A 21,091-nucleotide genomic window follows, 5' to 3' on the forward strand; every position below is an offset into this window, starting at 1 on the left:
ACAGCCCACGACCGACAACCCACAACCCTCACTGGCCTAACTCCTGCAACAGATACGCACTCGTCAGAATGCCGTTATGGTAGTCCTGCACGGCAAAGCTCTCGTTGGGGCTGTGGGGGGCATCCTCGTTCAGGCCCATATCCACGAACAGGACGGGTGCGCGCAGGATGTCGGCAAAGGCGGCCACAATCGGAATGCTGCCGCCGGTGCGGGCGAACACGGCTTCGCGGCCATAGACGCGCTTCAGGGCGCGGTTGGCCGCCTGGTTGTAGGGACTGTTCAGGTCAAACTTGAAGGGCCGTCCGCCGTGATGAGGCACCACCTTGGCGGTGACGCCCGCTGGGGCGATGGTGGGCACGTAGTCCGTAATGAGTTGAGTGATGCGCTCGGGGTCCTGCCCAGGCACCAGGCGCATGCTGACCTTGGCGCCCGCCTTGGCGGCAATCACGGTCTTGCTGCCTTCGCCCTGGTAGCCGCCCCAGATGCCGTTCACGTCCAGCGTGGGGCGGCCCCACAGGCGCTCCAGGGTGGAATACCCGGCCTCGCCGGGCAGCGCGGGCACGCCGATGCTGGCGGCAAACTCGTCGTCGCTGTGGGGCAGGCTGCTCCACATCCCGCGCTCTTCCTCGGTCAGTTCATCAATGCCGTCATAGAAGCCGGGAATGGTCACGCGGCCCTGGTCGTCTTTGAGCTTCGCAATAATCTCGGCCAGCGCGTTGATGGGGTTGGGCGCCGCGCCGCCGTAAGAGCCGCTGTGCAGGTCGCGGTTGGCGCCCTGGACGTGGATTTCCACGTAGCTCAGGCCGCGCACCCCATACGTGATGGTGGGAATCTCCGGCGCAAAGCGGCTGCCGTCGCTGATGACAATGACGTCGGCTTTCAGCTCGGCCTCGTGCTCTCGCAGGTAGGCTTCGAGGTTGGGGCTGCCAATCTCCTCCTCGCCTTCCAGCAGGAATTTCACGTTCACCGGCAGCTCGCCCTGGGCCAGCAGCAGCTCGGCACCCTTGACGTGCGCATAGGCCTGGCCCTTGTCATCGGTGCTGCCGCGCGCGTAGATACGGCCGTTGCGCACTGTCGGCTCAAAGGGGGGCGTCACCCATTCTTCCAGCGGGGCTTCGGGCTGCACGTCGTAGTGGCCGTAAATCAGGACCGTGGGCTTGCCGGGGGCCTTGAGGTGCTCGGCGTACACGACCGGGTGCCCGGCGGTGGCGTCTACGCGGGCGCTGAAGCCCAGGCCCGAGAGCTTGGCGCGCAGAAACTCGGCGGCCTGGCCCATCTCGGCCCTCCGGGTCGGGTCAGCGCTGACGCTGGGAATGCGCAGCAGGTCAAACAGTTCGGCGTCGGCTTGCTCACGGTTCAGCAGGGCGCTGAGGTCGGCGGTGGTCATGGGGCGATGATACGGGCTATGGGCAGGGGGACGTCCAGCCGGGGGCCGGCACTGGGAGCCGGCGCTGTCAAAAACACTGCTTCCGGTATACTCAAGGGAGGTTATGCCCTCTGACGCCAAACATCGGCCCGTATACGTGATTTCCGTGGCGGCGGAACTGGTGGATATGCACCCCCAGACCCTGCGGCTGTACGAGCGCAAGGGTCTGATTCGTCCCGGGCGCAGCAGTGGCAAAACCCGGCTGTACAGCGAGCGCGACATTGAGCACCTGCGCGAGATTCGCCGCCTGACCCAGGAACTGGGCGTGAATCTGGCGGGCGTGGAAGAGGTCATGCGCCTGCAACACGAGCTGGACGACCTGCAGGGCGAATTCGAGGCCGAGATTGAGCGCCTTGAGGGCGAGTTGCGCCAGCAGGCCGCCCGCCCCGGCGCCCTGCCCGCCCCCGACGGGCGACTGGACCCGCGCGACCGCCCCGTCTACGTGATTTCCATTGCGGCGGAACTGGTGGACATGCACCCCCAGACCCTGCGGCTGTACGAGCGCAAGCAGCTGATCCGCCCCGGGCGCAGCAGCGGCAAGACGCGGCTGTACAGCGAGCGCGACATTGAACACCTGCGCGAGATTCGCCGCCTGACCCAGGAACTGGGCGTGAATCTGGCGGGCGTGGAAGAAATCATGCGCCTGCGCCACCAGCTGGACGCGGCGCGTTCGGGGCTGGAAACGAACGTCCGGCGCATTCAGGACGACATCACCGAGCGCATGACCAAGTGGCGCACGCTGCCGCAGGGCCAGGACGCCGATGAGACGCTGCAGGGCGGCTCCCCCGCCAGCGACCCCGATCCCCATGAGCCCGGTGCGGACGACCCCACATGAAACGGCCCGGAGAAGTGGGGGGCCGCGCCACACCCGGGCGCCCTGGCGGGTACACTTCGGCATGTGCAGAGCGGCGTTCAGCGTGAACCGAAGCGGTCAGACCGGGGGGCCGGCATGACCCCGCGCGCCCCTGGGAGCGCCGTATGAGACCCCTGTGGGTGGTGGGCGATATTCACGGCGCCTACGACAAGGTGCGCGCCCTGCTGCTGCGCGCGGGCCTGATTGACTTTGGCGGGCAGTGGACCGGCGGCGACACCCACCTCGTCTTTCTGGGCGATTACGTGGACCGGGGTGCCAACGGCGTGGGGGTCATCCGCCTGATCCGGGGGCTGGAGGGACAGGCGCGCGCGGCAGGCGGGCAGGTGAGCGCACTGCTGGGCAACCACGAGGTGATGTTCCTGGCCGCGCTGGTGTTCAAGCAGGGCGATCCCCACGACCGCCTGGGGTTCCGTGAATACTGGATGGAAAACGGCGGCCAGCCCAGAGACGCCGACCAGATTGAACCCGCCGAACTGGGCTGGCTGGCCGAGCGCCCCGCCATGCTGCGGGTGGGCGACTGGCTGCTGGTGCACGCCGATTCCATGGTGTACCTGAAGATGGGCGGCACCATTGAGGACGTGAACGCCAGCGTGCAGGCCGTGCTGGCCCACGCCAACCCCGACGACTGGGGCGTGTTTCTGAACGCCTTTACCGAGCGCTTTGCCTTTGTGCTGGGCGGCGGCGACACCAAGGCCCGGCGCATGCTGAGCACCTTTGGCGGCCAGCGCATCGTGCACGGGCACACGCCGGTGTACGTGCTGCTGGATGAACACCTGCACGGCCCCACCCTGGGCGCCGGCGCGCCCATTCCCTACGCCGGGCGCCTGTGTCTGGCCGTGGACAGCGGCATGGCCTACCGCGAGGACGCCGGGTTTATCGTGCGCCTGGACGCCGACGGCCTGGCCGACGTGGTGACTTTCCCCAGCGGCACCCCGGTGTACTGAGACGGGGCGCCCGGGGGCTGCCCCCTGCCTGACCCGGACGTGACCCGCCCAGGACCGCTGTGACAGGATGGCGGGCGTGAGCCTGCCCCCTGCCCCGCCCCCACCTGACCCTGGCCCGCCCGCCCTGCACCTGCGCGGGGTGACCAAGCGCTTTCCCGGCGTGGTGGCCAACGACCGTGTGGACCTGACCGTGGCCCCGGGTGAGGTGCTGGCCCTGCTGGGTGAGAACGGCGCGGGCAAAAGCACCCTGATTTCCATGCTGTATGGCCTGTACCAGCCCGATGAGGGCACCCTGGAAGTGGCGGGGCGCGCCGTGCAGATTGGCAGCCCGGCGCAGGCGCGGCGCCTGGGCATTGGGCTGGTGCCGCAGCACCCGCTGCTGGTGGCCCGGCATACGGTGGCCGAGAATCTGGCGCTGGGGGCGGGCGGCGGCCTGTTTCCGGCGCGGCGGGTGGCCGCGCGCGTGGCGGACCTTGCGGCGCGCTACGGCCTGGAAGTCAATCCAGCGGCGCGCGTGGCCGACCTCTCGCCCGGGGAAAAGCAGCGGGTGGAAATCCTGCGCGCCCTGCTGGGCGGCGCCCGCGTGCTGATTCTGGACGAGCCCACAAGCGTGCTGACCCCCCAGGAAGCCAACGCCCTGTTTGCGGTGATGCGCGAACTGCGCGCTTCGGGGCACAGCCTCATTTTCATCTCTCACAAGCTGGACGAGGTGCTGGCCGTGGCCGACCGCGTGACGGTGCTGCGCCGGGGCCGGGTGGTGGGCGGCCAGAGCACGGCGGGCGCCACCCGCGAAGCCCTGGCCGAGCTGATGGTGGGCCGCAGCGTGGATTTCGCCCGCAAGCGGGAGGCCAGCGCGGTGCCAGACGCGGCCCCGATCCTGCTGAGCGTGCAGGGGCTGCGCGCGGCTGGGGGCCGGGGCCTGGAGGTGCTGCGCGGCGTGTCCTTTGACCTGCGCGCGGGTGAGGTGCTGGGCATTGCCGGAATTGCTGGCAACGGCCAGAGCGAACTGGTGGAGGTGCTGGCCGGCCTGCACCCGGCGAGCGGCACCGTCACGCTCGGCGGCCAGCCCCTGGGCGGCGGCGCCGCCGAGCGCTTCCGGGCGGGCGTGGCCCACATTCCCGAAGACCGCCTGCACAGCGGCACCGTACCGGGCATGACCGTCACCGAGAACCTGTCGTTGCGCGACTACGACCGCCCGCCCATGAGCCGGGGGCTGGCCCGCGACCTGGCAGCGGCCAACGAGCGGGCGCGGCGCGAGATCGGAACCTACGCTGTGGCCACCCCGGGCCTGCACACCCCGGTGCGGCTGCTCAGCGGCGGCAACATTCAGAAGCTCATTCTGGCGCGCGAACTGGCCGGGGCCCCCCGCCTGATTCTGGCGGTGCATCCCACGTACGGCCTGGACATTGGCGCCACCGATCAGGTGCACCGCACGCTGCTCTCGCGCACCGGGGAGGGAGCCGGGGTGCTGCTGGTCAGTGAAGATCTGGATGAGCTGCTCAGCCTCTCGGACCGGGTGGCGGTGATGGTGGGCGGCGAGTTGCGCGGGCCTTTTGCCGTGCACGAGGTCAGCCGTGAGTCGCTGGGGCTGCTGATGGGTGGGGCCCACCCCCACAGCCTGCCCGGGGCGGGCGCGGCGGTGGGCGCATGAGGCTGGTGCCCCTGAGCCGCCCCTCGCCGGGGCGCGCCGCGCTGGTCACGCTGGCCTCGGTGACGGCAGCGCTGCTGGTGTGCGCGCTGGTGTTTGCCCTGGCGGGGCAGGCGCCGGGCACGGTGTACAGCACCATGCTGCGCGGCACGCTGGGCGACGCGATTGGGCTGGCCGAGGTGGCGCGCCGGACCATTCCCCTGCTGCTGATCGGCGCGGGGCTGGCGCTGGCCTTCCGGGCACAGTTCTTCAACATTGGCGCCGAGGGCCAGCTGCTGCTGGGCGCGGTGTTTGCCGCCGGCACGGCCCTGTTTCTGCCGCTGCCCGCTGTGGTGCTGCTGCCGGCCATGTTCCTGGCGGGGTTCCTGGGCGGCGGGCTGTGGGCGCTGCTGGCCGCCGCGCTGCGCCGGGCCAGCGTCAACGAGATTCTGTCCACCCTGATGCTCAACTACGTGGCCGTGGCCCTGGTCACCTACCTGATCGCCGGGCCCTGGAAAGGCCGGAACGTGCAGGGCTACATTCGCACCGACGACTTTCCGGCGGCTGGCTGGCTGCCCACCCTGGGCGGCACCCAGGTGCACTGGCCCACGCTGGGGCTGGGCATCGTGCTGGCGCTGGGGCTGCAGTGGCTGCTCACGCGCTCGACTTTCGGCTACGCCCTGCGGGTGGTGGGCGAGAACCCGGGCGCCGCGCGCTACGCGGGCCTGAATGCGGCGCGCATAGCGACCCTGGTGGCCCTGCTGACCGGCGGACTGGCGGGGCTGGCTGGCGCGGGCGAGGTGGCAGGCATTCACCACCGCCTGCTGGAAGCCGGGCAGATCAGCCTGGGCTACGGCTTTACCGCCGTCATCGTGGCGTGGCTGGCGCGCGGGCACCCCGCCCTGTGCCTGCTGACTGCGCCCCTGATGGGCGTCATCCTGGCGGGCGGCGACCTGCTGAAAATCGACCTGAACCTGCCGTTTCGCGTGGTGGACATCTTCAGCGGCGTGATTCTGCTGTGCCTGATCTCGGGCGAGGTTTTTGTGCGCCACCGCGTGGTGTGGGGCCGGGGATAGGTGCCTCGCCCCTCCCCCAGTCCAACGTTTCAGAAGGGCGCAGAAACGTTTCCATTCCCGGTGCGAGGCACTTTTTTCGCTTCTCGCTCTGCTGCGCAGCTGTTCCAGTCCGCTTGGTTGATCTAAAGATCAACTGCGAGCTACTTAGGTGGGGTGGCCAGATGGCAGATGGCAGATGGCAGATGGCAGATGGCAGATGGCAGATGGCAGTGAAACCGCCTGACGCGGCCCAGTGGGCCTGTCAAGCCCCGCTCTTTGCGCGCCCCGCCTCCTGCGCCCCGCACCCCCCTGTGTTCCCACGGCCCACACCCCACACTCCCCCACCTGGAGCCCCCCATGGACACCCTGATCATTGAAGCTTTTGCCCGCGCCCTGGCGGTGGGCACGCCGCTGCTGCTCGCCTGCCTGGGCGCCATCGTGAATGAACGCGCCGGGGTGGTGAATCTGGGCGTGGAGGGCCTGATGGCCGTGGGGGCGCTGGCCGCCTTTGCGGTGGCCGCCAGCGCCCCGGACGCCAATCTGTGGCTGGCGGTGGGCGCGGCCATGGCAGCGGGCGCCGGGCTCTCGGCGCTGCATGCGCTGGCCACGGTGACGCTGCGGGCCAACCAGTTTGTCAGCGGCCTGGCACTGGCCCTGATCGGCACCGGAGCGGCGGGCCTGCTGGGCAAGCGCTTTGAGGGGCTGCCCCTGTTCAACAAGGTGCCCGACTGGTCGCTGGGCGGCTTCGCCCTGAGCCCCTTCACGGCGGCGGCCCTGCTGCTGGCGGCGGGCCTGGCCTTCTGGCTGGCGGCCACAAGGTCAGGCCTGACGCTGCGCTCGGTGGGTGAGAACCCAGCGGCGGCCGATGTGCTGGGCGTGAACGTGGGCCTGGTGCGCACGCTGGCAGTGCTGGGCGGCGGCGCCCTGGCGGGGCTGGCCGGGGCCTTTCTGGCGCTGGCCTACCGCTCCTCGTGGGCCGACAACATGACAGCCGGGCTGGGCTGGATTGCCGTGGCGCTGGTGATTTTTGTGGGCTGGCGGCCGCTGCGGGCCGTGGCGGGCGCTCTGTTTTTCGGGCTGCTGTACTACCTGCAGTTTCGCCTCCAGGGCAACAGCCCCATTCCCACCGAGGTTTTCAGCGCCATGCCCTTCGTGCTGGTGCTGGTGGTGCTGGCGCTGGCGGGCCTGCGCGGTCAGGCGGGCGACGCTCCAGCCGCCCTGGGCCGCCCCTACGTGCGCGGCGAACGCTAAGTCGTTCGCTGTTGATCTTTAGATCAACCGAGCGAAGCGAGTCTCGAAAAAAGTACGTTGCACCGGGAGTGGAGACTTTTCGGTACTCTCCTGAAAATTCGCACCATGAGGGGCAACGTCCTTAAGTCCCTCGCCCCTCCCCCAGGCCAACGGTTCAGGACAGCGCAGCAACGGTTGCATGCCCGGTGCGAGGCCCTGTGTTCACCACTCGCGCTGCGGCGCCGCTGTCCCCGCCCGCTCGGTTCATCGGGGGCTTGGCAGCGAGGGACTTATACGGATTCCGAAAAATTCCGGAACATATTACGGAATTTTTCCGACCGGAGGGAGGAGGAAAAGAGACGGATGTCCGGAAATTGGAGGAACATCCGGCTCTTTCCCGGATGTGACGGAAATGGACGGCAGTCCGTATTAGGCGGCTCTAAGGCTGCCAGCCCTGCGGCGCCGCATTGAAGGCGACCACCAGTGCCCGGCCCGGCGTCAGCAGCACGCGGCGGGTCTGCTCCTGCACGGTGCACAGGCCCCGCGCCTTGTCGCACAGAAAGAGGCGCAGGCGCACCGTGGCCGGGCCGCGCGTGCCTGCCGGCAGGGTCAGGCGGGCGGGCAAAAGCCGGGTGTAGGCATCCGGGGTGCTGGGATCGGGCACGCCGCGCAGGGGCCTGACGTGGTCACGGCCTCCCACGTTCACGGTCACGGTGGAGGGCGCCAGCGCGCTGAAGGTGGTGCCGGGCTGGGCGCTCACCCGCACGTCCAGGGTGGGGGCGCCCAGGGCCAGGGTCAGCAGGAGGGCACTGGGGATCATTCGGGGCCCATGCTACCGCCGGGGGCGCCGGAAGGGAGGGGCAGGTGCGCACCCATGGGCGAATATCAGGGGCCAGCCCGGGACGACCGGGCCCCGCGCCCCCGGGGCCGCCCCCACCAGCGCGCCAGAAAAAGGCCCGCCAGGATGGCCGCCGCCACCAGCGGGGGCGTGTGGTCCCGCTTCACACCCCAGTAGTAATGCAGCGTGGCCAGCCCCACCGAGACGTACACCAGCTGGTGCAGCCGCGTCCAGCGGGCAAAGCCCAGGCGCCGCACCGCGCGGGGCGTGCTGGTCAGGGCCAGGGGCACCAGCAGCAGCAGCGCCGTGAAGCCCGCCGTGATAAAGGGCCGCTCCAGCACGTCCTCGGCCATCTGGGCAGGGGAAAAGCCGTGGTCCAGCAGGTAGATCAGCAGGTGCAGCGCGGCGTAGCCGAAGGCCAGCAGCCCCAGGCTCTTGCGCACCCGGGCCGGCCACGTCCAGCCGCTCAGGCGCCGCAGCGGGGTGCAGGCCAGCGACAGCAGGAGCAGCGCCAGGGCCAGCAGACCACTTTGCTGCGTGGCGCGCTGAATGGGGTTGGCCCCCAGGGCACCCGTGAAGGCGTCCAGCACCAGCATGGCGGCCGGCAGCAGCCCGCCCGTGACCACCGCCGGCACCAGCCACCCCAGGGGCGCGCGGGGACGGGTCAGAACAGTCTCCGCAGGTCCATGCCCCGGTACAGCCCCGCCACCTGCTCGGCGTAGCCGTTGAACGGCAGGGTCTTGCGCCGCCCCAGCTCACCAATGCGCCGCTCGGTGGCCTGGCTCCAGCGGGGGTGCGGCACAGCCGGGTTCACGTTGGCGTAAAAGCCGTATTCCTGCGGGGCGGCCAGCGCCCAGGTGGTCTGCGGCTGTTTCTCGGTCAGGGTAATGCGCACGATGCTCTTGATGCTTTTGAAGCCGTATTTCCAGGGCACCGCCAGCCGCAGCGGCGCGCCGTTCTGGCCGGGCAGCACGCGTCCGTGCAGCCCCACGGCCATAAAGGCCAGGGGATGCAGCGCCTCGTCCAGCCGCAGCCCCTCCACGTAGGGCCATTTCAGAATGGGCTGGCGCTGACCCGGCAGCTGCTTGGGGTCCAGCAGGGCCGTGAACTGCACATATTTCGCCTTGCCCGTGGGCTCCATGCGCCGGATCAGGGCGGCCAGCGGAAAGCCCAGCCACGGCATCACCATGCTCCAGCCCTCCACACAGCGCATGCGGTAGATGCGGTCTTCCAGGGGAAACCACGACTGCAGGGTGTCTATATCCACGGTCTGGGGTTTGCGCACCTCGCCGTCAATGCGCACGGTCCAGGGCCGGGGCTTCAGGCTGCCGGCCAGCCGGGCCGGGTCAGCCTTGTCGGTGCCCAGTTCATAGAAGTTGTTGTAGGTGGTGGCCTGCCGGTAGGGCGTCACCGGCTCGGCAGTGTCGTAGGGACCCAGAGGCCGGGCCGGGCGGGCAAAGGGGTCAGCGCCCTGCGCCTCGGCGCTGCCGGCACCGGGGCGGCGGGTCAGCAGTTCCAGACCGCCTCCCAGGGCCCCGGCCGTCACGGTAAACAGGGCCGCGCTGCGCAGAAATTCCCGGCGGGGGTTGGGCGCCCCTTCGGGCAGCAGGCGGGGCTCGGTGGGCGGGGTCTCGGGTTCGTGGGGATCAGTCATGGGGGGCCTCCTGAGAGGGCTCGCGTCTGTTGCACTTTTCAACCCGGAACAGCACTGAGGGGCCCCGGCACGCCCGGGAGGCGCCGCGCGCCTTGCCGCCTCGTTGGGTCTGAACCGCAGGGCAAAACGGCGCCACCGGCGTCTACCTGACAGGCGATATGCATGGTGGCGTGTTCTGGATCAGGCCACCGTCACCCGGGGCACCGAACAGGGGATCAGGGCGGCCAGACAGCCCCTGGTATCTGCCCAGGCATGAAGGCACAATGAAGCGTTCGCCCGGCGTCCGGCCGCGTTTCTCCTGCCCCTGCCGCTTTGCCCCTGCTTGTTCGGAGGTTCCCCATGAAACACCTGCTGCTTGCCGCCCCCCTGACCCTGGCCCTGATGACCACCGCTGCCAGCCCCGCCGCGCAGGCCCAGCAAACGGGCAAACTCAAAGCCTGCTTTATCTACGTGGGCCCGGTGGGCGACATCGGCTGGAGCTACGCCCACGACGAGGCGCGCAAGAAAACAGAAAAGGCTCTGCCCTGGCTGGAAACGAAGTATGTGGAAAGCGTGCCCGAGGGTCAGGCCGCGCCGGTGATTGACCGGCTGGTGCGCGACAAGTGCCAGGTGATCTTCACCACGTCCTTTGGCTTCATGGACCAGACGCTGGACGCCGCCAGGAAATACCCCAACGTCATTTTCGCCCACGCCAGCGGCTTCAAGCGCGCGCCGAACATGGCCACCTACATGGCTGACTTCTACCAGATCTATTACCTGAACGGCCTGATGGCGGCGGCGGTCAGCAAGAGCGACAAGCTGGGCTACGTGGCCGCCTTTCCGGTCCCGGAACTCAAGCGCCACATCAGCGCTTTTGCCCTGGGCGCGCGTGCCGTGAACCCCAGGGCCACGGTCAGCGTGAAGTGGATCAACGCGTGGTTTGACCCCAACAAGGCCCGCGAGGCTGCCGAGGCCCTGATCAGCGAGGGGGCCGGCGCCCTGGCCTTTACCGAGGACACCGCCACCGTGGTGCAGACGGCCGCCAGCCGCAAGATTCCCAGCTTTGCCCACTACTCGCCCATGTACAAGTTTGCCCCCGACTACGTGGTCAGCGGCCAGCTGGTGCACTGGGAGAAGATCTACATCGACTTCCTGACCAAGGTGCGCAGCGGCACCTATACCACCAAGAACCTGCAGAAGGTGGACTACTGGAACCTTCTGAAGGGCGGCAGCGTGGAACTGGGCGCGCAGGACGGCATGGCCATCAACCCCAGGTGGATTCCCGCCCTGAAGGCCAAAACCATGACCGTGAATGGCAAGAAGATCAGCGTCTATGACCGCGTGATGGCCCTGAAAGCCGAGATGGAACGGGGCGGCAAGTTCGATCCCTTCACCGGGCCCCTCAAGGACCGCAACGGCATCCTGCGCGTGAAGGCCGGCAAGGTGGCCACCGTGGCCGAGCTGAACAACATGGCCTGGGTGGCCCCCGGTGTGACGGGGCAGGTGGCCGACGAACCCAAGAAGTAAATGGGTGATGGTTGAAGGGGGATGGTGGGGCCGGTAAGGCCCAGCGCACCCAAAGACAAGCGGCGGCAAGGAAGATTCCCTGCCGCCGCTCTCTTTTTTCCATCAACGATCACCCTTCAACCATCAGCGCGCTCCGCCCGTGCGCGCACCTGCGCCGGGCGGAGCATGCCGCCGTGACCCGGCCAGATCTCGCGCAGGTCCATGTCGGCCATACGCTTCAGGGTGGCCAGGGCCTGGGCATGGTCGTGGTTGTAGGCGGCGCGGGGCAGGTGCGCGCCGTCTCCGGCACCCACCACGGCGTCGGCGGCAATCAGCACTCCATCCCGCAGCACGCCCACTTGCCCGGGGGTGTGGCCGGGCAGGGCCACCACCTCCCAGCCCAGCAGGTCCTGACCGGGCAGGGCAGGGCGCAGCGCCCGGGCCGGCACCTTGGGGTGCAGGCGCGAGATCAGCGGGCCCAGTTCCGGGCGCCGGGCCGGATACGGCAGGTCGTGCACCTGTCCGGTGAGGGCCGGGTGTTCCAGCGGGTGCGCCAGCAGCGGCACCCCGGCGTGGGCGGCCACGAAAGCGCCGCCTGCGTGGTCCACATGGGCGTGGGTCAGCAGCAGAGCGCCTGGGGCAAAGGTCCGCAGCAGCCGGGCCAGCGCCGGGGCATAGGGCAGTGCCCCACTGTCCACCATCAGGCGGCCCTGGGGGCTGGTCAGCAGAAACACGTTGGCATACAGCCGCCTCACCCTCACCGTCACGCGCCCGATGATGCCACGTGTTGGGGGGACAGGGTGCGTGCGCCCCTGTCCCCCCGCGTGCTGGGCGGCTCAGTTCTGGCGGTAGCCCGTGGGCACCCAGCCGCAGCCGTCGCGCACCAGCGTCACGGTGCCGGTATAGGTGTCGCTGGTCTGCGTGTTCGAGCCGCGTGCCACAAGGGTGATGGTCACGCTGCCGCTGACCTGGGCCGTGTTGCCACTGATCGCCGCACTGCCGATATTCACCTTGTACGAAAAGCTGGAAAAGCCCGCCGAATACGCGCTGGCCGCGGCCGACAGCGCGGCTTCCGCCGCCGACTGGGCGGTGGCGCGCGCGGCGGCGGCGTCCTGATCGGGGGTCAGCTTGCACTCGGCGGGGGCGGGGGCCGGGGTGCTGTCACCCGTGGCGGCGCCCGTGGCCGGCAGGGTGCCCTGCAGGTTCGCCACGTTCACCTTGTAGTTCACGCCCAGCGCCAGCCGGGGCCCCACGATGGGCTGCAGCACGGTGCTGATGCGCTGCACGCCCGCCTCGATATAGCCTTCGACGGGAATCAGGGGAATGCCGTAACGCAGGCCCAGCCCCGCATGCAGCGCCGAGTTGCCATTCAGCAGGTCGGCCCCGGCCAGAGCGTAGGTGGTCAGGCCACCGCTGCGGAACAGATCAAACGACACGGCGGCCCCCACGGCCACGCCGCCGGCCCGGCCCTGCACGCCGCTCAGGCAGTAGGCGCCCTGGGCATGCACGCCCACACGCCCTTCCTGCACGCCCGCGCGCACGCCCACCACCTGGCAGCCCAGACCCAGGCTGCTGTTCAGGCCCAGGCGCACGTCGGCGGCGCCCGCGGCCCCGCTCAGGCCCAGGGCAGTCAGCGCCGCCCCCATCATCCACTTGATCTTCTTCATTGGCCCCTGTTCTAACACAGCAGCGGCGGGCCGCCACACACAGACCCGTCTCCAGCGCAGAACAGCGCGGCCCGTGGAGCATTGCCCGGCCCGCGCTGGGTTAAGTCGCTCGCTGCCAGGCCCCCGATCAACCGAGCGGGCTGGAACAGCGGCGCTGCAGAGCGAGAAGCGAACACAGTGCCTCGCACCGGGAATGGACACGTTGCTGCGCCCTTCTGAACCGTTGCCATGGGAGGGGCGAGATCCTTAGAGAGAAGACCCCTGTTCTTGGCGCTGCCCAGAGGAAAGGTCGCCCCATGCACCCGGGCAGCGCCGCCGCCTTCAGTACGTGTAGAAGCCCTGCCCGCTCTTGCGGCCCAGTTGCCCGGCCTGCACCATCTTGCGCAGCAGCGGGCTGGGGCGGTACTTGTCGTCGCCCAGGCCCCTATGCAGCACTTCCATGATGGCCAGGCAGGTGTCCAGGCCGATAAAGTCCGCCAGGGTCAGCGGGCCCATCGGGTGATTCATGCCCAGCTTCATGATGCCGTCAATGGCTTCAGGCTCGGCCACGCCCTCCATCACGCACTGAATGGCCTCGTTCAGCATGGGCATCAGGATGCGGTTGGACACGAAGCCGGGGAAATCGTTGCAGGGCAGCGGCGTCTTGCCCATTTGCTGAGCCGTTTCGGTAACGATGCGGGCCGTTTCGTCGCTGGTCTGGTGGCCGCGAATGACCTCCACCAACTGCATCAGCGGCACCGGATTCATGAAGTGCATCCCGATAAAACGCTCGGGGCGCCCAGAAGCGGTGGCGAGGCTGGTGATGGGAATGGAGCTGGTGTTGCTGGCCAGGATGCCGCCTGGCTTGACGATCTGCCCCAGTTGCCGGAACAGATCGGCCTTGACCGCCTCGTTTTCCACGATGGCTTCCACGACCAGATCGCACTCGGCCATGTCCTGCAGGCTGGTGGTGAACTGAATCCGGCCCATGACCTCGGCGGGGGTACCCTCCAGGCGGCCTTTTTCATGCAGCTTGGTCAGGCTCTTCTCCATGACGGTCTGCCCACGCGCCAGGAACTCCTGCTTAACGTCCTGCACCACCACTGTAAAACCGCTTTGCGCCGCGACCTGCGCGATGCCGCCGCCCATCTGGCCGGCGCCGATAACTCCGAATTTCATAGGATTCCTCACTGAGATTGAATAAAGCGGGCGACCTGCTCAAGATGCTGAAGCAAAGCTGGCGTTCCCATTGCGCCCCGCTCTGCCTCAATGTTCTCCCTCAGGGCCAGCACGTGGGCTCCCAGCTCTTGCCTCTGCTGACCACTGAACTCAGCGAGGTCTAGCAAATAGTTCCACTGAGCGATTTCAACTTTTTCCCGCAGCAGGGCATCAGCCGTCTGATTTGTCACCCATTCGCTCAGCGCACCGTAGAGACTGTTTGACAGCGAAAGATGCTCTCGGTCCGCCACATCCAGGATGACGACAGCCACTGTCCCTCACTCCACCACAGGCACGCCTTCCAGCTCCACCATGCGGCTGCGCTTAACCGGCGTAAAGGCGGTGTAGCGGTAGCGCGCGCAGCCCTTTTGCACGAAGGGGTCCTGGTCGAACAGGTCCACCAGTTCCTGCAGGGTGTCCGCGTGGGCCAGGATGACGCCGCCCGTGCGGTCCACCTTGCGGCCACTGACCAGAAAGAGGCCACTCTTGTAGTGCTGCTCCAGCCATTCCCGGTGGGCGGGAGTCACGGCGGCCAGTTCCTCGCCCATCTTCAGGTAGGTGCTTTCCACGATCCACAGCGGCTTGATCTGCAGGGTCATGCGCCTAGCCTACCCGTTTCACGGCCAGCGCGAGGCCATTGCCGCCGCCCATGCACAGGGTGGCCACACCAGTTTCTTTGTCCTGCTGCTTCAGGGCGTGCAGCAGGGTCACCAGAATGCGCGCCCCACTGGCCCCAATGGGGTGCCCCAGGGCTACCGCGCCGCCGTTCACGTTCACCCGCGTGGGGTCCAGGCCCAGTTCACGGCTGACGGCAAGGCTCTGCACACTGAAGGCTTCGTTGAGTTCCCACAGGTCCACGTCGTCAGCGGTCATGCCCAGCCCCCGGAGCAGCTTCTGGGTGGCGGGCACCGGGGTCATCATCACCCATTCCGGGGCCAGCCCGCCGGTGGCGTAGCCGGTAATTTCCGCCATCACCTTCAGGCCGTGCGCCTGGGCGAAGGCCTCAGAGACGACCAGCAGGCTGGCAGCGCCGTCGTTCAGGCCCGGGGCGTTGCCGGCGGTCACCGAGCCGTCTTTCTTGAAGGCGGGCTTCAATCGGCCCAGCGTGTCCAGGCTGGTGTCGGCGCGGGGCCCCTCGTCGGTGTCCACGGTCACGTCGCCCTTGCGGCCCTTGACGGTCACCGGCACGATCTCGTCGGTGAAGCGCCCGCCCTGCTGCGCGGCAATGGCCTTCTGGTGACTGGCGGTCGCGTAGGTGTCCTGTTCTTCACGGCCAATGCTGTACTTCTCGGCCACACGCTCGCCGGTCAGGCCCATGCCCTCGTCGTTGATCGAGCACCACAGGCCGTCGTGGGTGTTGGCGTCCAGCACCTGCGCGTGGCCCAGGCGGTAGCCCTTGCGGGCCCCGGGCAGCAGATGGGGCGAGTTGCTCATGGATTCCATGCCGCCCGCCAGCACCGCCTGCTGGTCCCCGGCGCGGATGCTCTGGGCCGCCAGAATGACCGCTTTCAGGCCACTGCCGCAGACCTTGTTGATGGTGAGCGCGCCCACCTCGTGGGTCAGGCCCGCGCGCAGGGCGGCCTGCCGGGCCGGATTCTGCCCGCTGCCCGCCTGCACCACCTGTCCCATGATGACCTCTTGCACCAGTTCGGCGCCCAGACCCGCGCGCCGCAGGGTGTCACGCAGGGTCAGGCTGCCCAGTTCCACCGCAGGCACATCGGCCAGGGCGCCCAGGAACTTCCCGGTGGGCGTGCGGCTGGCCGCCACAATCACAGCTTTGGTCATGGGGGCAGTGTAGCGCGCGCTGCCTAACGCCCGTTAGGTGGGTGTCCACCACAGCCGACGGCTGAAGGCGCCGCGGGCCTGAGCCTTTGCGGAACGCTGCTCTTCCAGGGCCGTTGAGCTCAGGCCGTCCAGCCCAGCCAGCGCGTAGACGACTTCCAGCACATCGGCCAGTTCCTCCGCTTCGCCGCTCTCCAGGTACTCCGCGACCTCTTCCTGCAATTTCTCGCGCAGGGCGGCGCGGAAAGCTGCCTCCTCCAGCGGCGTGGCCTGCCCGCCAAACCGTTCGGGAATGCGGTCGCGTACCAGTTTGGGCATGCGGTCACCCTAGCGGATGCTCAGGGGCTGCGGCGGAAAGGTGAGGTTGAGTTCCTGTTTGGCCGCCAACACGCCCTTCATGCGGACGGTGACGGTGTATTCCCCGGGCGGCAGCGGCAACCAGCGATTGAACTGGTTCAAGGGCGCGTCCAGCTGAAGACGGTCCCACTGACATGGGCCAACCGGACAGAGGTGGCTGCTTTGCAGCCAAGGATCAAAAGCGGGGGTGTACCAGCGCACCGCTTCGCCGCGTTCGTTGCGAAGAACGGCGTCAAGTGGGTACATTCCAGAGACCAGCTCGACCGAAAGCCCCGTTTCGTTGTGCAACACGGCGGCGAGGGTCAGCGTCTCCCCCACCTGCGCGGTTCTGGGGACCTGCACCTCGGCGCGCAGCGGTCCTGTCTGTGCCTGCAGAGCTGGAAACGTAGGCGCACGGGTGAGCTCAAAACCACCCGGTGGCACAGGCAGCCCGGCCAGACGCAGCGCCGCCCCCAACTGGGCCTCAGTGGCGGTGCCCCGCCCATACACCCGAGTCACTCCGCAGACCGTCTTTGCATCACACGGCGTTTCCTCCAGTCCTATCATCTCAAAGGCCAGCGGCTCAAATGCCTTCAGGTACGCCTGCCGCTGCGCCTCCCTCTGCCCAGACACAGCCGCCCACGCCGCCTGCTCCTCCGCCTCTCTGTCAGGCAACAACGTGCAGGCGCTCAGGGCCAGAATCAGCAGTCCCAATCCCACCCTGTGCCACATGGCCCCAGCCTATCCCGCACGGCGGCGGCACCTTTCCCCACTTGCCCTGCGTGGTAGCCTCGCAACATGTTTGAGTCGCTGGGCAACAAGTTACAGGACATCCTGGACCGGGTGGGCAAGGAACGCCAGCTGACCGAGGCGCAGGTGAAAACGGCCATGCGCGAGATCCGCATGGCGCTGCTGGAAGCCGACGTGAACTTCGGCGTGGCCAAGGATTTCGTGGCGAAGGTCAGCGAAAAGGCCGTGGGCCAGGAAGTCCTGGGCAGCCTGAACGCTGGCCAGACGGTGGTGAAACTGGTTCACGACGAGCTGATTGAAACGCTGGGCGGCAAGAGCGTGCAGCCCGAGCTGAAAACCGAGGGCAACGTGTGGTTCATGGTGGGCCTCCAGGGGGCCGGCAAGACCACCAGCACCGGCAAACTGGCGGCGCACTACAAGAGCAAGGGCCGCCGCGTGCTGCTGGTGGCCGCCGACACGCAGCGCCCGGCGGCGCGCGACCAGCTGGAGGTGCTGGCCCGGCAGGTGGGGGTGCCCATTCTGAAGGTGGCCGACGGCGAAAGCCCCGCTGAAACCCGGCGCCGCGTGGACGAACACCTGAAAACCGATTTCCGCGACCTTGTGATTGTGGATACGGCGGGCCGCCTGCAGATTGACGAGGCGCTGATGGACCAGCTGGCCGAGCTGCAGGTGGCCATGCAGCCCACCGAATCGCTGCTGGTGGTGGACGCCATGACCGGGCAGGAAGCCCTGAACGTGGCCCAGACCTTCGACCAGCGCGTGACGGTCACGGGACTGGTGATCACCAAGATGGACGGCGACGCCCGCGGCGGGGCGGCCCTCTCGGCGCGCAGCGTGACCGGCAAACCCATTTACTTTGCGGGCACCAGCGAGAAGCTGGCCGGACTGGAACCTTTCTACCCCGACCGGGTGGCGGGGCGCATTCTGGGCATGGGTGACGTGCTGGGCCTGATCGAGCGCGCCCAGCAGGCGGACCTGAAGGCGATGGAGGTCAAGAAGCCCGGCGAGTTTGACCTTGAAGACCTGCTGACCCAGCTGCGCCAGATTCGCAAGATGGGCCCGCTGGGCGACCTCCTGAAGCTGATTCCCGGCATGAGCCGCGCGCTGCCCGAGGGCTTTAACGTGGACGAGAAGCAGATTCAGCGCATTGACGCCATGATTTCCAGCATGACCCTCAAAGAGCGGCGCAACCCCAAGATCATTGACGGGCGCCGCCGTAAGCGCATTGCCGCTGGCAGCGGCCACAGCGTACAGGACATCAACAAGCTGCTGAAAATGCACGAGCAGATGAAAGACATGATGAAGATGCTGCAGCGCATGACCGGCCCCGGGGCCAAGGGCATGAAACCACCCCGCATGCCGAACCTGCCGCCCAATCTCAAGCGCTGAGCCCCGGCCGTTGACAGCTCCGGGTTGCCTCCGTATACTCACTGCCGCTGAAGACCGCACCTGAGCCGGTGCCCAGCGGCAAGGGACGTTAGCTCAATCGGTAGAGCAGCTGACTTTTAATCAGCGGGTTGTAGGTTCAAGTCCTACACGTCCCACCAGAAAAACCCCCGTCCTAGGCGGGGGTTTCTGCTTTTGCCCCGGCCCGCTGACGTGGCCCACTGGGGCCCGTGTGGCCCAAACGTGGCCCATTTGATTCTGGGGCCCTGGCCTGTCCCCACCCCCACCGGGCGCGGTCCACTTCGCAGAAAAAACACGCGAAAAAATAACCCAGCCGTATATACCCTAAAAATCTGGGGACTTTGGGGACACAGCCCGGTTTATGCTGTCCAGCACGAAAAAAACATGCGTCCCCACAGAAAAGAGGTGTGGGGACGCAGTTCCCAAAAATGCCGTGTGGGCCGTGCTTTTCCCGTGTCCCCACTTTTGGCCCCTTCGGTCCCCACTTTGGGGACTTGGCCCCCCCAGGCGTGGGGACCGGGCCCCCGGCGCTACCCCTTCCGGCGGGGCCCGGCCTTGCGGGTCTTCCGGCGCAGCGGCAGCGGGCGCCCCCCGTCTTTCTCTTCGCCGTCTGGGCCTGCCCCCGGCTTCGCCTGCCCCTGGCCCTGCAGGTCTGCCAGCCCGTAGACCATGCCGCGCATCTTGCCCGGCAGCGCGTGGGCGTAAATGTTCAGGGTGGTACTCACCTGGGCGTGCCCCAGCAGCGCGGCCACGCTCACCGGGTCTTCGCCCCTCGAAATCAGAAAGGTGCCCGTGCTGTGCCGCAGCGCGTGGGGGGACAGCAGGGGCACGCCCGCCGCTTCGCAGGTCCGGCGCATGACATCCCGCAGCACGTCTTGCCGCATGGGCCGCCCGTCTACCGCCGGGAAGAGGGGGGCCGCGTCTGCCGTGCCCTGGCCCCGGTAGCGCGTGGCCCGCGCTTCCACACTCACCCTTCGCCGCAGGTCTTCCACGATGCCCAGCGCGTCCCTTGAGAGGTAGACCCGGCGCACGCCGCCGTCTTCGGGCTGCCCGTGTAGTAGGCCCCTTCAAACTCACTGCGGGTCTTCGAGACGGTCACGAAGGGGGCCCCGGTGTCATCCCGGCCCACGTCCCCCCAGGTCAGGGCCAGGGCTTCGCCTATGCGAAGGCCAGTCAAGGCCAGGAAGGCCAGGGGCAGGGCCAAACGGTCAGCCTGGGCCGCCGGAATGAAGCGCCCCAGCTCTTCGGGGGTGAAGTGCTTCACCTTCGCCGCGCGCACCGTCCCGCCCTTCGAGGGGGACAGGGGCCGGGCGTGCTGCGCCGGATTTTCCCTTAGCAGGCCGTCCCCTATGGCCCGTTTATAGGCCCCCAGCAAGAGGACGTGTATCTGCCGCTGCCCGGAGTAGCCCAGGGGCGGGCGCATCTTTTCGCCGTCCCCAGCGGGGCGCTTCTCGCTCAGCAGCTCGAAGTACGCGCGCAGCCGCCGGGGGTCTACGCCTGCCGCCTTCAGGTGGGCCAGATGCGGGGCCACGTGCCGGGTGTACAGGGCTTCGTTGTTCCAGGCCGTGCGGTCTGACCATGTGGCCCGCTTCGCCCGCATGTACTCCGTCACCATCTCCCCCACCGTCAGCGTGTGCGACACGGGCCGCTGTCCGGCCTGGGCTTCTCGCTGGGCCGCAATAATGGCGTGCTGCGCTTCGGTGCGCGTGCGCGTGGTCCCGCTCAAGCGTTCTCTCGTGCCGTCCGGGTACTGGACCCGCACGCGCCACCGGAAGCGCCCAGACGGTAATTCTTCAATGGTGCCCTTGTGCCAGCCCTGCGCGGTCTTGCGCCCCCCTGTCATGGGCCTCAGGGTAAAGCCGCAAACGTGGGCCTACTGCCGGACGTGCCCGAACAATGTAGGCCCAGTCAGGAAACTGTGCGGCGTGTTATGACATGGTGTAACACCAATTGTCACTGTCATTTACAGTGCCACAGCGACGCTAGGGGGAAACATGACCGCACAGCTCAGCACAGACGAACGGGGCCGGGTTCACTTCGGACGCCTGACCGTGCGCCCCTCACCCGTAGACCGCGCCCTGTCTGCCCTGGGGGAAGCTGTACCGCGCCTTGAGGTCGCGCTAGGCTTTCCGGTCAGCGTGACCGCACAGCCCATGCCAGACGGCACCCTCACAGCAGAAGTCATCATGCCAGACGCTCACTACGCCTTCGATCAGGCTATGGAGATCTGCGCCACCCTGCAGGACGCGGTGCGGCCATTCAGCGTTGACCTAAACGTGGAAGTTGACTCTGACTTTCAACATGGCGAGTAAACACGCCCACGTAGAGAAAGCCCAGCGTAACGAAGCGGCCTTGAGCCGCTTCGACTTTGAATCAGACCTGTACGAGTGGTACATCACTGTCAGCTTCTACGCGGCTGTTCACTGGATGCGTGCCTTTTTGGCCGTAGGTGGGCGGGGGATCTGGGAAGAAATTCCTTACGAACAGTTTCCGCATCAGGTAAGAGAGGTATACCGCGCACACTTTGGCCAGAATGCCCAGCCAGCAGAAACGGCCCTGAACGCCTTTCAGATCATCAAGCGTCTATCTCAGCGGGCGCGGTATGGGTGCGAGTCTCCCGCATGGTACGCCCGTGAAACGGGAAAGGCAGACGCCGCCCTAAAAACGGTCCGTGACTTCGTGACCGGGCATGGAGTCACGCTCTAACCCGAGTGCTTTCAGCCGCCCGCCCTCTTTTAGTAGGGGATAAAAGCCCAGTGTGTGACGCCGTCAGCCGGATTTAAACTGTGCGGGAACATATTCCCGGCGGCAGATAGAGG

General features: G+C 67.7%; 23 protein-coding genes and 1 tRNA gene. 10 read left to right on the forward strand and 14 right to left on the reverse strand.

The features are described 5' to 3' along the window. Window positions 1-28: 28 nt before the first annotated feature. On the reverse strand, window positions 29-1,387 hold the full coding sequence (locus C8263_RS03945) for a dipeptidase (protein ID WP_107136819.1): 1,359 nt from the start codon (window positions 1,385-1,387) through the stop codon (window positions 29-31). Between the two features lie 103 nt (window positions 1,388-1,490). On the opposite strand from C8263_RS03945, the gene hspR reads away from it, so the two are divergent. The 5 genes from hspR to C8263_RS03970 all read left to right on the forward strand — a co-directional run bounded on the left by hspR (window position 1,491) and on the right by C8263_RS03970 (window position 7,177). Then, window positions 1,491-2,261, forward strand: a complete 771-nt coding sequence (hspR, locus tag C8263_RS03950; RefSeq protein ID WP_233218633.1) for a heat shock protein transcriptional repressor HspR, fused homodimer type — start codon at window positions 1,491-1,493, stop codon at window positions 2,259-2,261. A gap of 143 nt (window positions 2,262-2,404) precedes the next feature. Beyond that, window positions 2,405-3,244: a metallophosphoesterase gene (locus tag C8263_RS03955; RefSeq protein WP_107136820.1), complete on the forward strand. Its 840-nt coding sequence runs from the start codon at window positions 2,405-2,407 to the stop codon at window positions 3,242-3,244. Between the two features lie 76 nt (window positions 3,245-3,320). After that, window positions 3,321-4,895 carry an ABC transporter ATP-binding protein gene (locus C8263_RS03960; protein WP_233218634.1) on the forward strand — a complete coding sequence of 525 codons (1,575 nt, stop codon included), beginning with the start codon at window positions 3,321-3,323 and terminating at the stop codon, window positions 4,893-4,895. Then, a complete protein-coding gene (locus tag C8263_RS03965; protein ID WP_107136822.1) occupies window positions 4,892-5,947 on the forward strand; it encodes an ABC transporter permease in 1,056 nt (351 codons plus the stop codon). The genes C8263_RS03960 and C8263_RS03965 overlap by 4 nt, the downstream gene beginning before the upstream one ends. Window positions 5,948-6,283: 336 nt before the next feature. Beyond that, entirely contained in the window at window positions 6,284-7,177 is an 894-nt protein-coding gene (locus C8263_RS03970; RefSeq protein WP_107136823.1) for an ABC transporter permease, read from the forward strand. 418 nt (window positions 7,178-7,595) lie between these two features. Here the strand turns inward: C8263_RS03970 and C8263_RS03975 are convergent, their stop codons facing one another. The 3 genes from C8263_RS03975 to msrP all read right to left on the reverse strand — a co-directional run bounded on the left by C8263_RS03975 (window position 7,596) and on the right by msrP (window position 9,648). Further along, the gene (locus C8263_RS03975; protein WP_107136824.1) at window positions 7,596-7,976 is read right to left on the reverse strand and encodes a hypothetical protein; all 381 of its coding nucleotides are present in this window, start codon (window positions 7,974-7,976) and stop codon (window positions 7,596-7,598) included. Window positions 7,977-8,041: 65 nt separating this feature from the next. Further along, window positions 8,042-8,629, reverse strand: a complete 588-nt coding sequence (gene msrQ / locus C8263_RS03980) for a protein-methionine-sulfoxide reductase heme-binding subunit MsrQ (protein ID WP_503487461.1) — start codon at window positions 8,627-8,629, stop codon at window positions 8,042-8,044. A gap of 29 nt (window positions 8,630-8,658) precedes the next feature. Next, window positions 8,659-9,648, reverse strand: coding sequence for a protein-methionine-sulfoxide reductase catalytic subunit MsrP (gene msrP / locus C8263_RS03985; RefSeq protein ID WP_107136825.1), 990 nt, complete (start codon window positions 9,646-9,648; stop codon window positions 8,659-8,661). 339 nt (window positions 9,649-9,987) lie between these two features. On the opposite strand from msrP, the gene C8263_RS03990 reads away from it, so the two are divergent. Continuing rightward, complete coding sequence (locus C8263_RS03990; RefSeq protein ID WP_107136826.1) at window positions 9,988-11,154, forward strand: BMP family ABC transporter substrate-binding protein; 1,167 nt, start codon at window positions 9,988-9,990, stop codon at window positions 11,152-11,154. A gap of 116 nt (window positions 11,155-11,270) precedes the next feature. On the opposite strand, the gene C8263_RS03995 is transcribed toward C8263_RS03990, so the two are convergent. The 8 genes from C8263_RS03995 to C8263_RS04030 form a co-directional block, all read right to left on the reverse strand. After that, complete coding sequence (locus tag C8263_RS03995; RefSeq protein ID WP_233218635.1) at window positions 11,271-11,900, reverse strand: MBL fold metallo-hydrolase; 630 nt, start codon at window positions 11,898-11,900, stop codon at window positions 11,271-11,273. 69 nt (window positions 11,901-11,969) lie between these two features. Then, on the reverse strand, window positions 11,970-12,800 hold the full coding sequence (locus C8263_RS04000; protein WP_107136827.1) for a hypothetical protein: 831 nt from the start codon (window positions 12,798-12,800) through the stop codon (window positions 11,970-11,972). Window positions 12,801-13,121: 321 nt separating this feature from the next. Next, complete coding sequence (locus C8263_RS04005) at window positions 13,122-13,958, reverse strand: 3-hydroxyacyl-CoA dehydrogenase family protein (protein WP_107136828.1); 837 nt, start codon at window positions 13,956-13,958, stop codon at window positions 13,122-13,124. 8 nt (window positions 13,959-13,966) lie between these two features. Further along, complete coding sequence (locus C8263_RS04010; RefSeq protein WP_107136829.1) at window positions 13,967-14,269, reverse strand: hypothetical protein; 303 nt, start codon at window positions 14,267-14,269, stop codon at window positions 13,967-13,969. 6 nt (window positions 14,270-14,275) lie between these two features. Continuing rightward, window positions 14,276-14,596 (reverse strand): YciI family protein, encoded by a 321-nt coding sequence (locus C8263_RS04015; protein WP_107136830.1) that lies wholly within the window; start codon window positions 14,594-14,596, stop codon window positions 14,276-14,278. Window positions 14,597-14,600: 4 nt separating this feature from the next. After that, on the reverse strand, window positions 14,601-15,782 hold the full coding sequence (locus C8263_RS04020; protein ID WP_107136831.1) for a thiolase family protein: 1,182 nt from the start codon (window positions 15,780-15,782) through the stop codon (window positions 14,601-14,603). 33 nt (window positions 15,783-15,815) lie between these two features. Beyond that, complete coding sequence (locus C8263_RS04025) at window positions 15,816-16,097, reverse strand: nucleoside triphosphate pyrophosphohydrolase (protein WP_107136832.1); 282 nt, start codon at window positions 16,095-16,097, stop codon at window positions 15,816-15,818. Between the two features lie 9 nt (window positions 16,098-16,106). After that, window positions 16,107-16,847 carry a hypothetical protein gene (locus C8263_RS04030; protein ID WP_107136833.1) on the reverse strand — a complete coding sequence of 247 codons (741 nt, stop codon included), beginning with the start codon at window positions 16,845-16,847 and terminating at the stop codon, window positions 16,107-16,109. A gap of 66 nt (window positions 16,848-16,913) precedes the next feature. Here C8263_RS04030 and ffh point away from each other — a divergent pair, with 66 nt between their 5' ends. Further along, the gene (gene ffh / locus C8263_RS04035) at window positions 16,914-18,254 is read left to right on the forward strand and encodes a signal recognition particle protein (protein ID WP_107136834.1); all 1,341 of its coding nucleotides are present in this window, start codon (window positions 16,914-16,916) and stop codon (window positions 18,252-18,254) included. An 82-nt stretch (window positions 18,255-18,336) separates the two neighbouring features. Further along, window positions 18,337-18,412: transfer RNA gene (locus C8263_RS04040), tRNA-Lys, on the forward strand. A gap of 390 nt (window positions 18,413-18,802) precedes the next feature. Here C8263_RS04040 and C8263_RS19580 read toward each other — a convergent pair. Together C8263_RS19580 and C8263_RS04045 are read right to left on the reverse strand one after the other, a co-directional pair. Continuing rightward, window positions 18,803-19,303: a tyrosine-type recombinase/integrase gene (locus C8263_RS19580; RefSeq protein ID WP_233218636.1), complete on the reverse strand. Its 501-nt coding sequence runs from the start codon at window positions 19,301-19,303 to the stop codon at window positions 18,803-18,805. Beyond that, complete coding sequence (locus tag C8263_RS04045; protein WP_233218637.1) at window positions 19,240-20,115, reverse strand: site-specific integrase; 876 nt, start codon at window positions 20,113-20,115, stop codon at window positions 19,240-19,242. Before C8263_RS04045 ends, C8263_RS19580 begins: the two co-directional genes overlap by 64 nt. 151 nt (window positions 20,116-20,266) lie before the next feature. Here C8263_RS04045 and C8263_RS04050 point away from each other — a divergent pair, with 151 nt between their 5' ends. Further along, window positions 20,267-20,584, forward strand: coding sequence for a hypothetical protein (locus C8263_RS04050; protein ID WP_107136835.1), 318 nt, complete (start codon window positions 20,267-20,269; stop codon window positions 20,582-20,584). Beyond that, a complete protein-coding gene (locus tag C8263_RS18790; RefSeq protein ID WP_146160574.1) occupies window positions 20,574-20,978 on the forward strand; it encodes a hypothetical protein in 405 nt (134 codons plus the stop codon). The genes C8263_RS04050 and C8263_RS18790 overlap by 11 nt, the downstream gene beginning before the upstream one ends. The last annotated feature ends 113 nt before the right edge of the window (window positions 20,979-21,091 follow it).

The sequence above is a fragment of the Deinococcus arcticus genome (genome assembly GCF_003028415.1).
Classification (GTDB): Bacteria; Deinococcota; Deinococci; order Deinococcales; family Deinococcaceae; genus Deinococcus; species Deinococcus arcticus.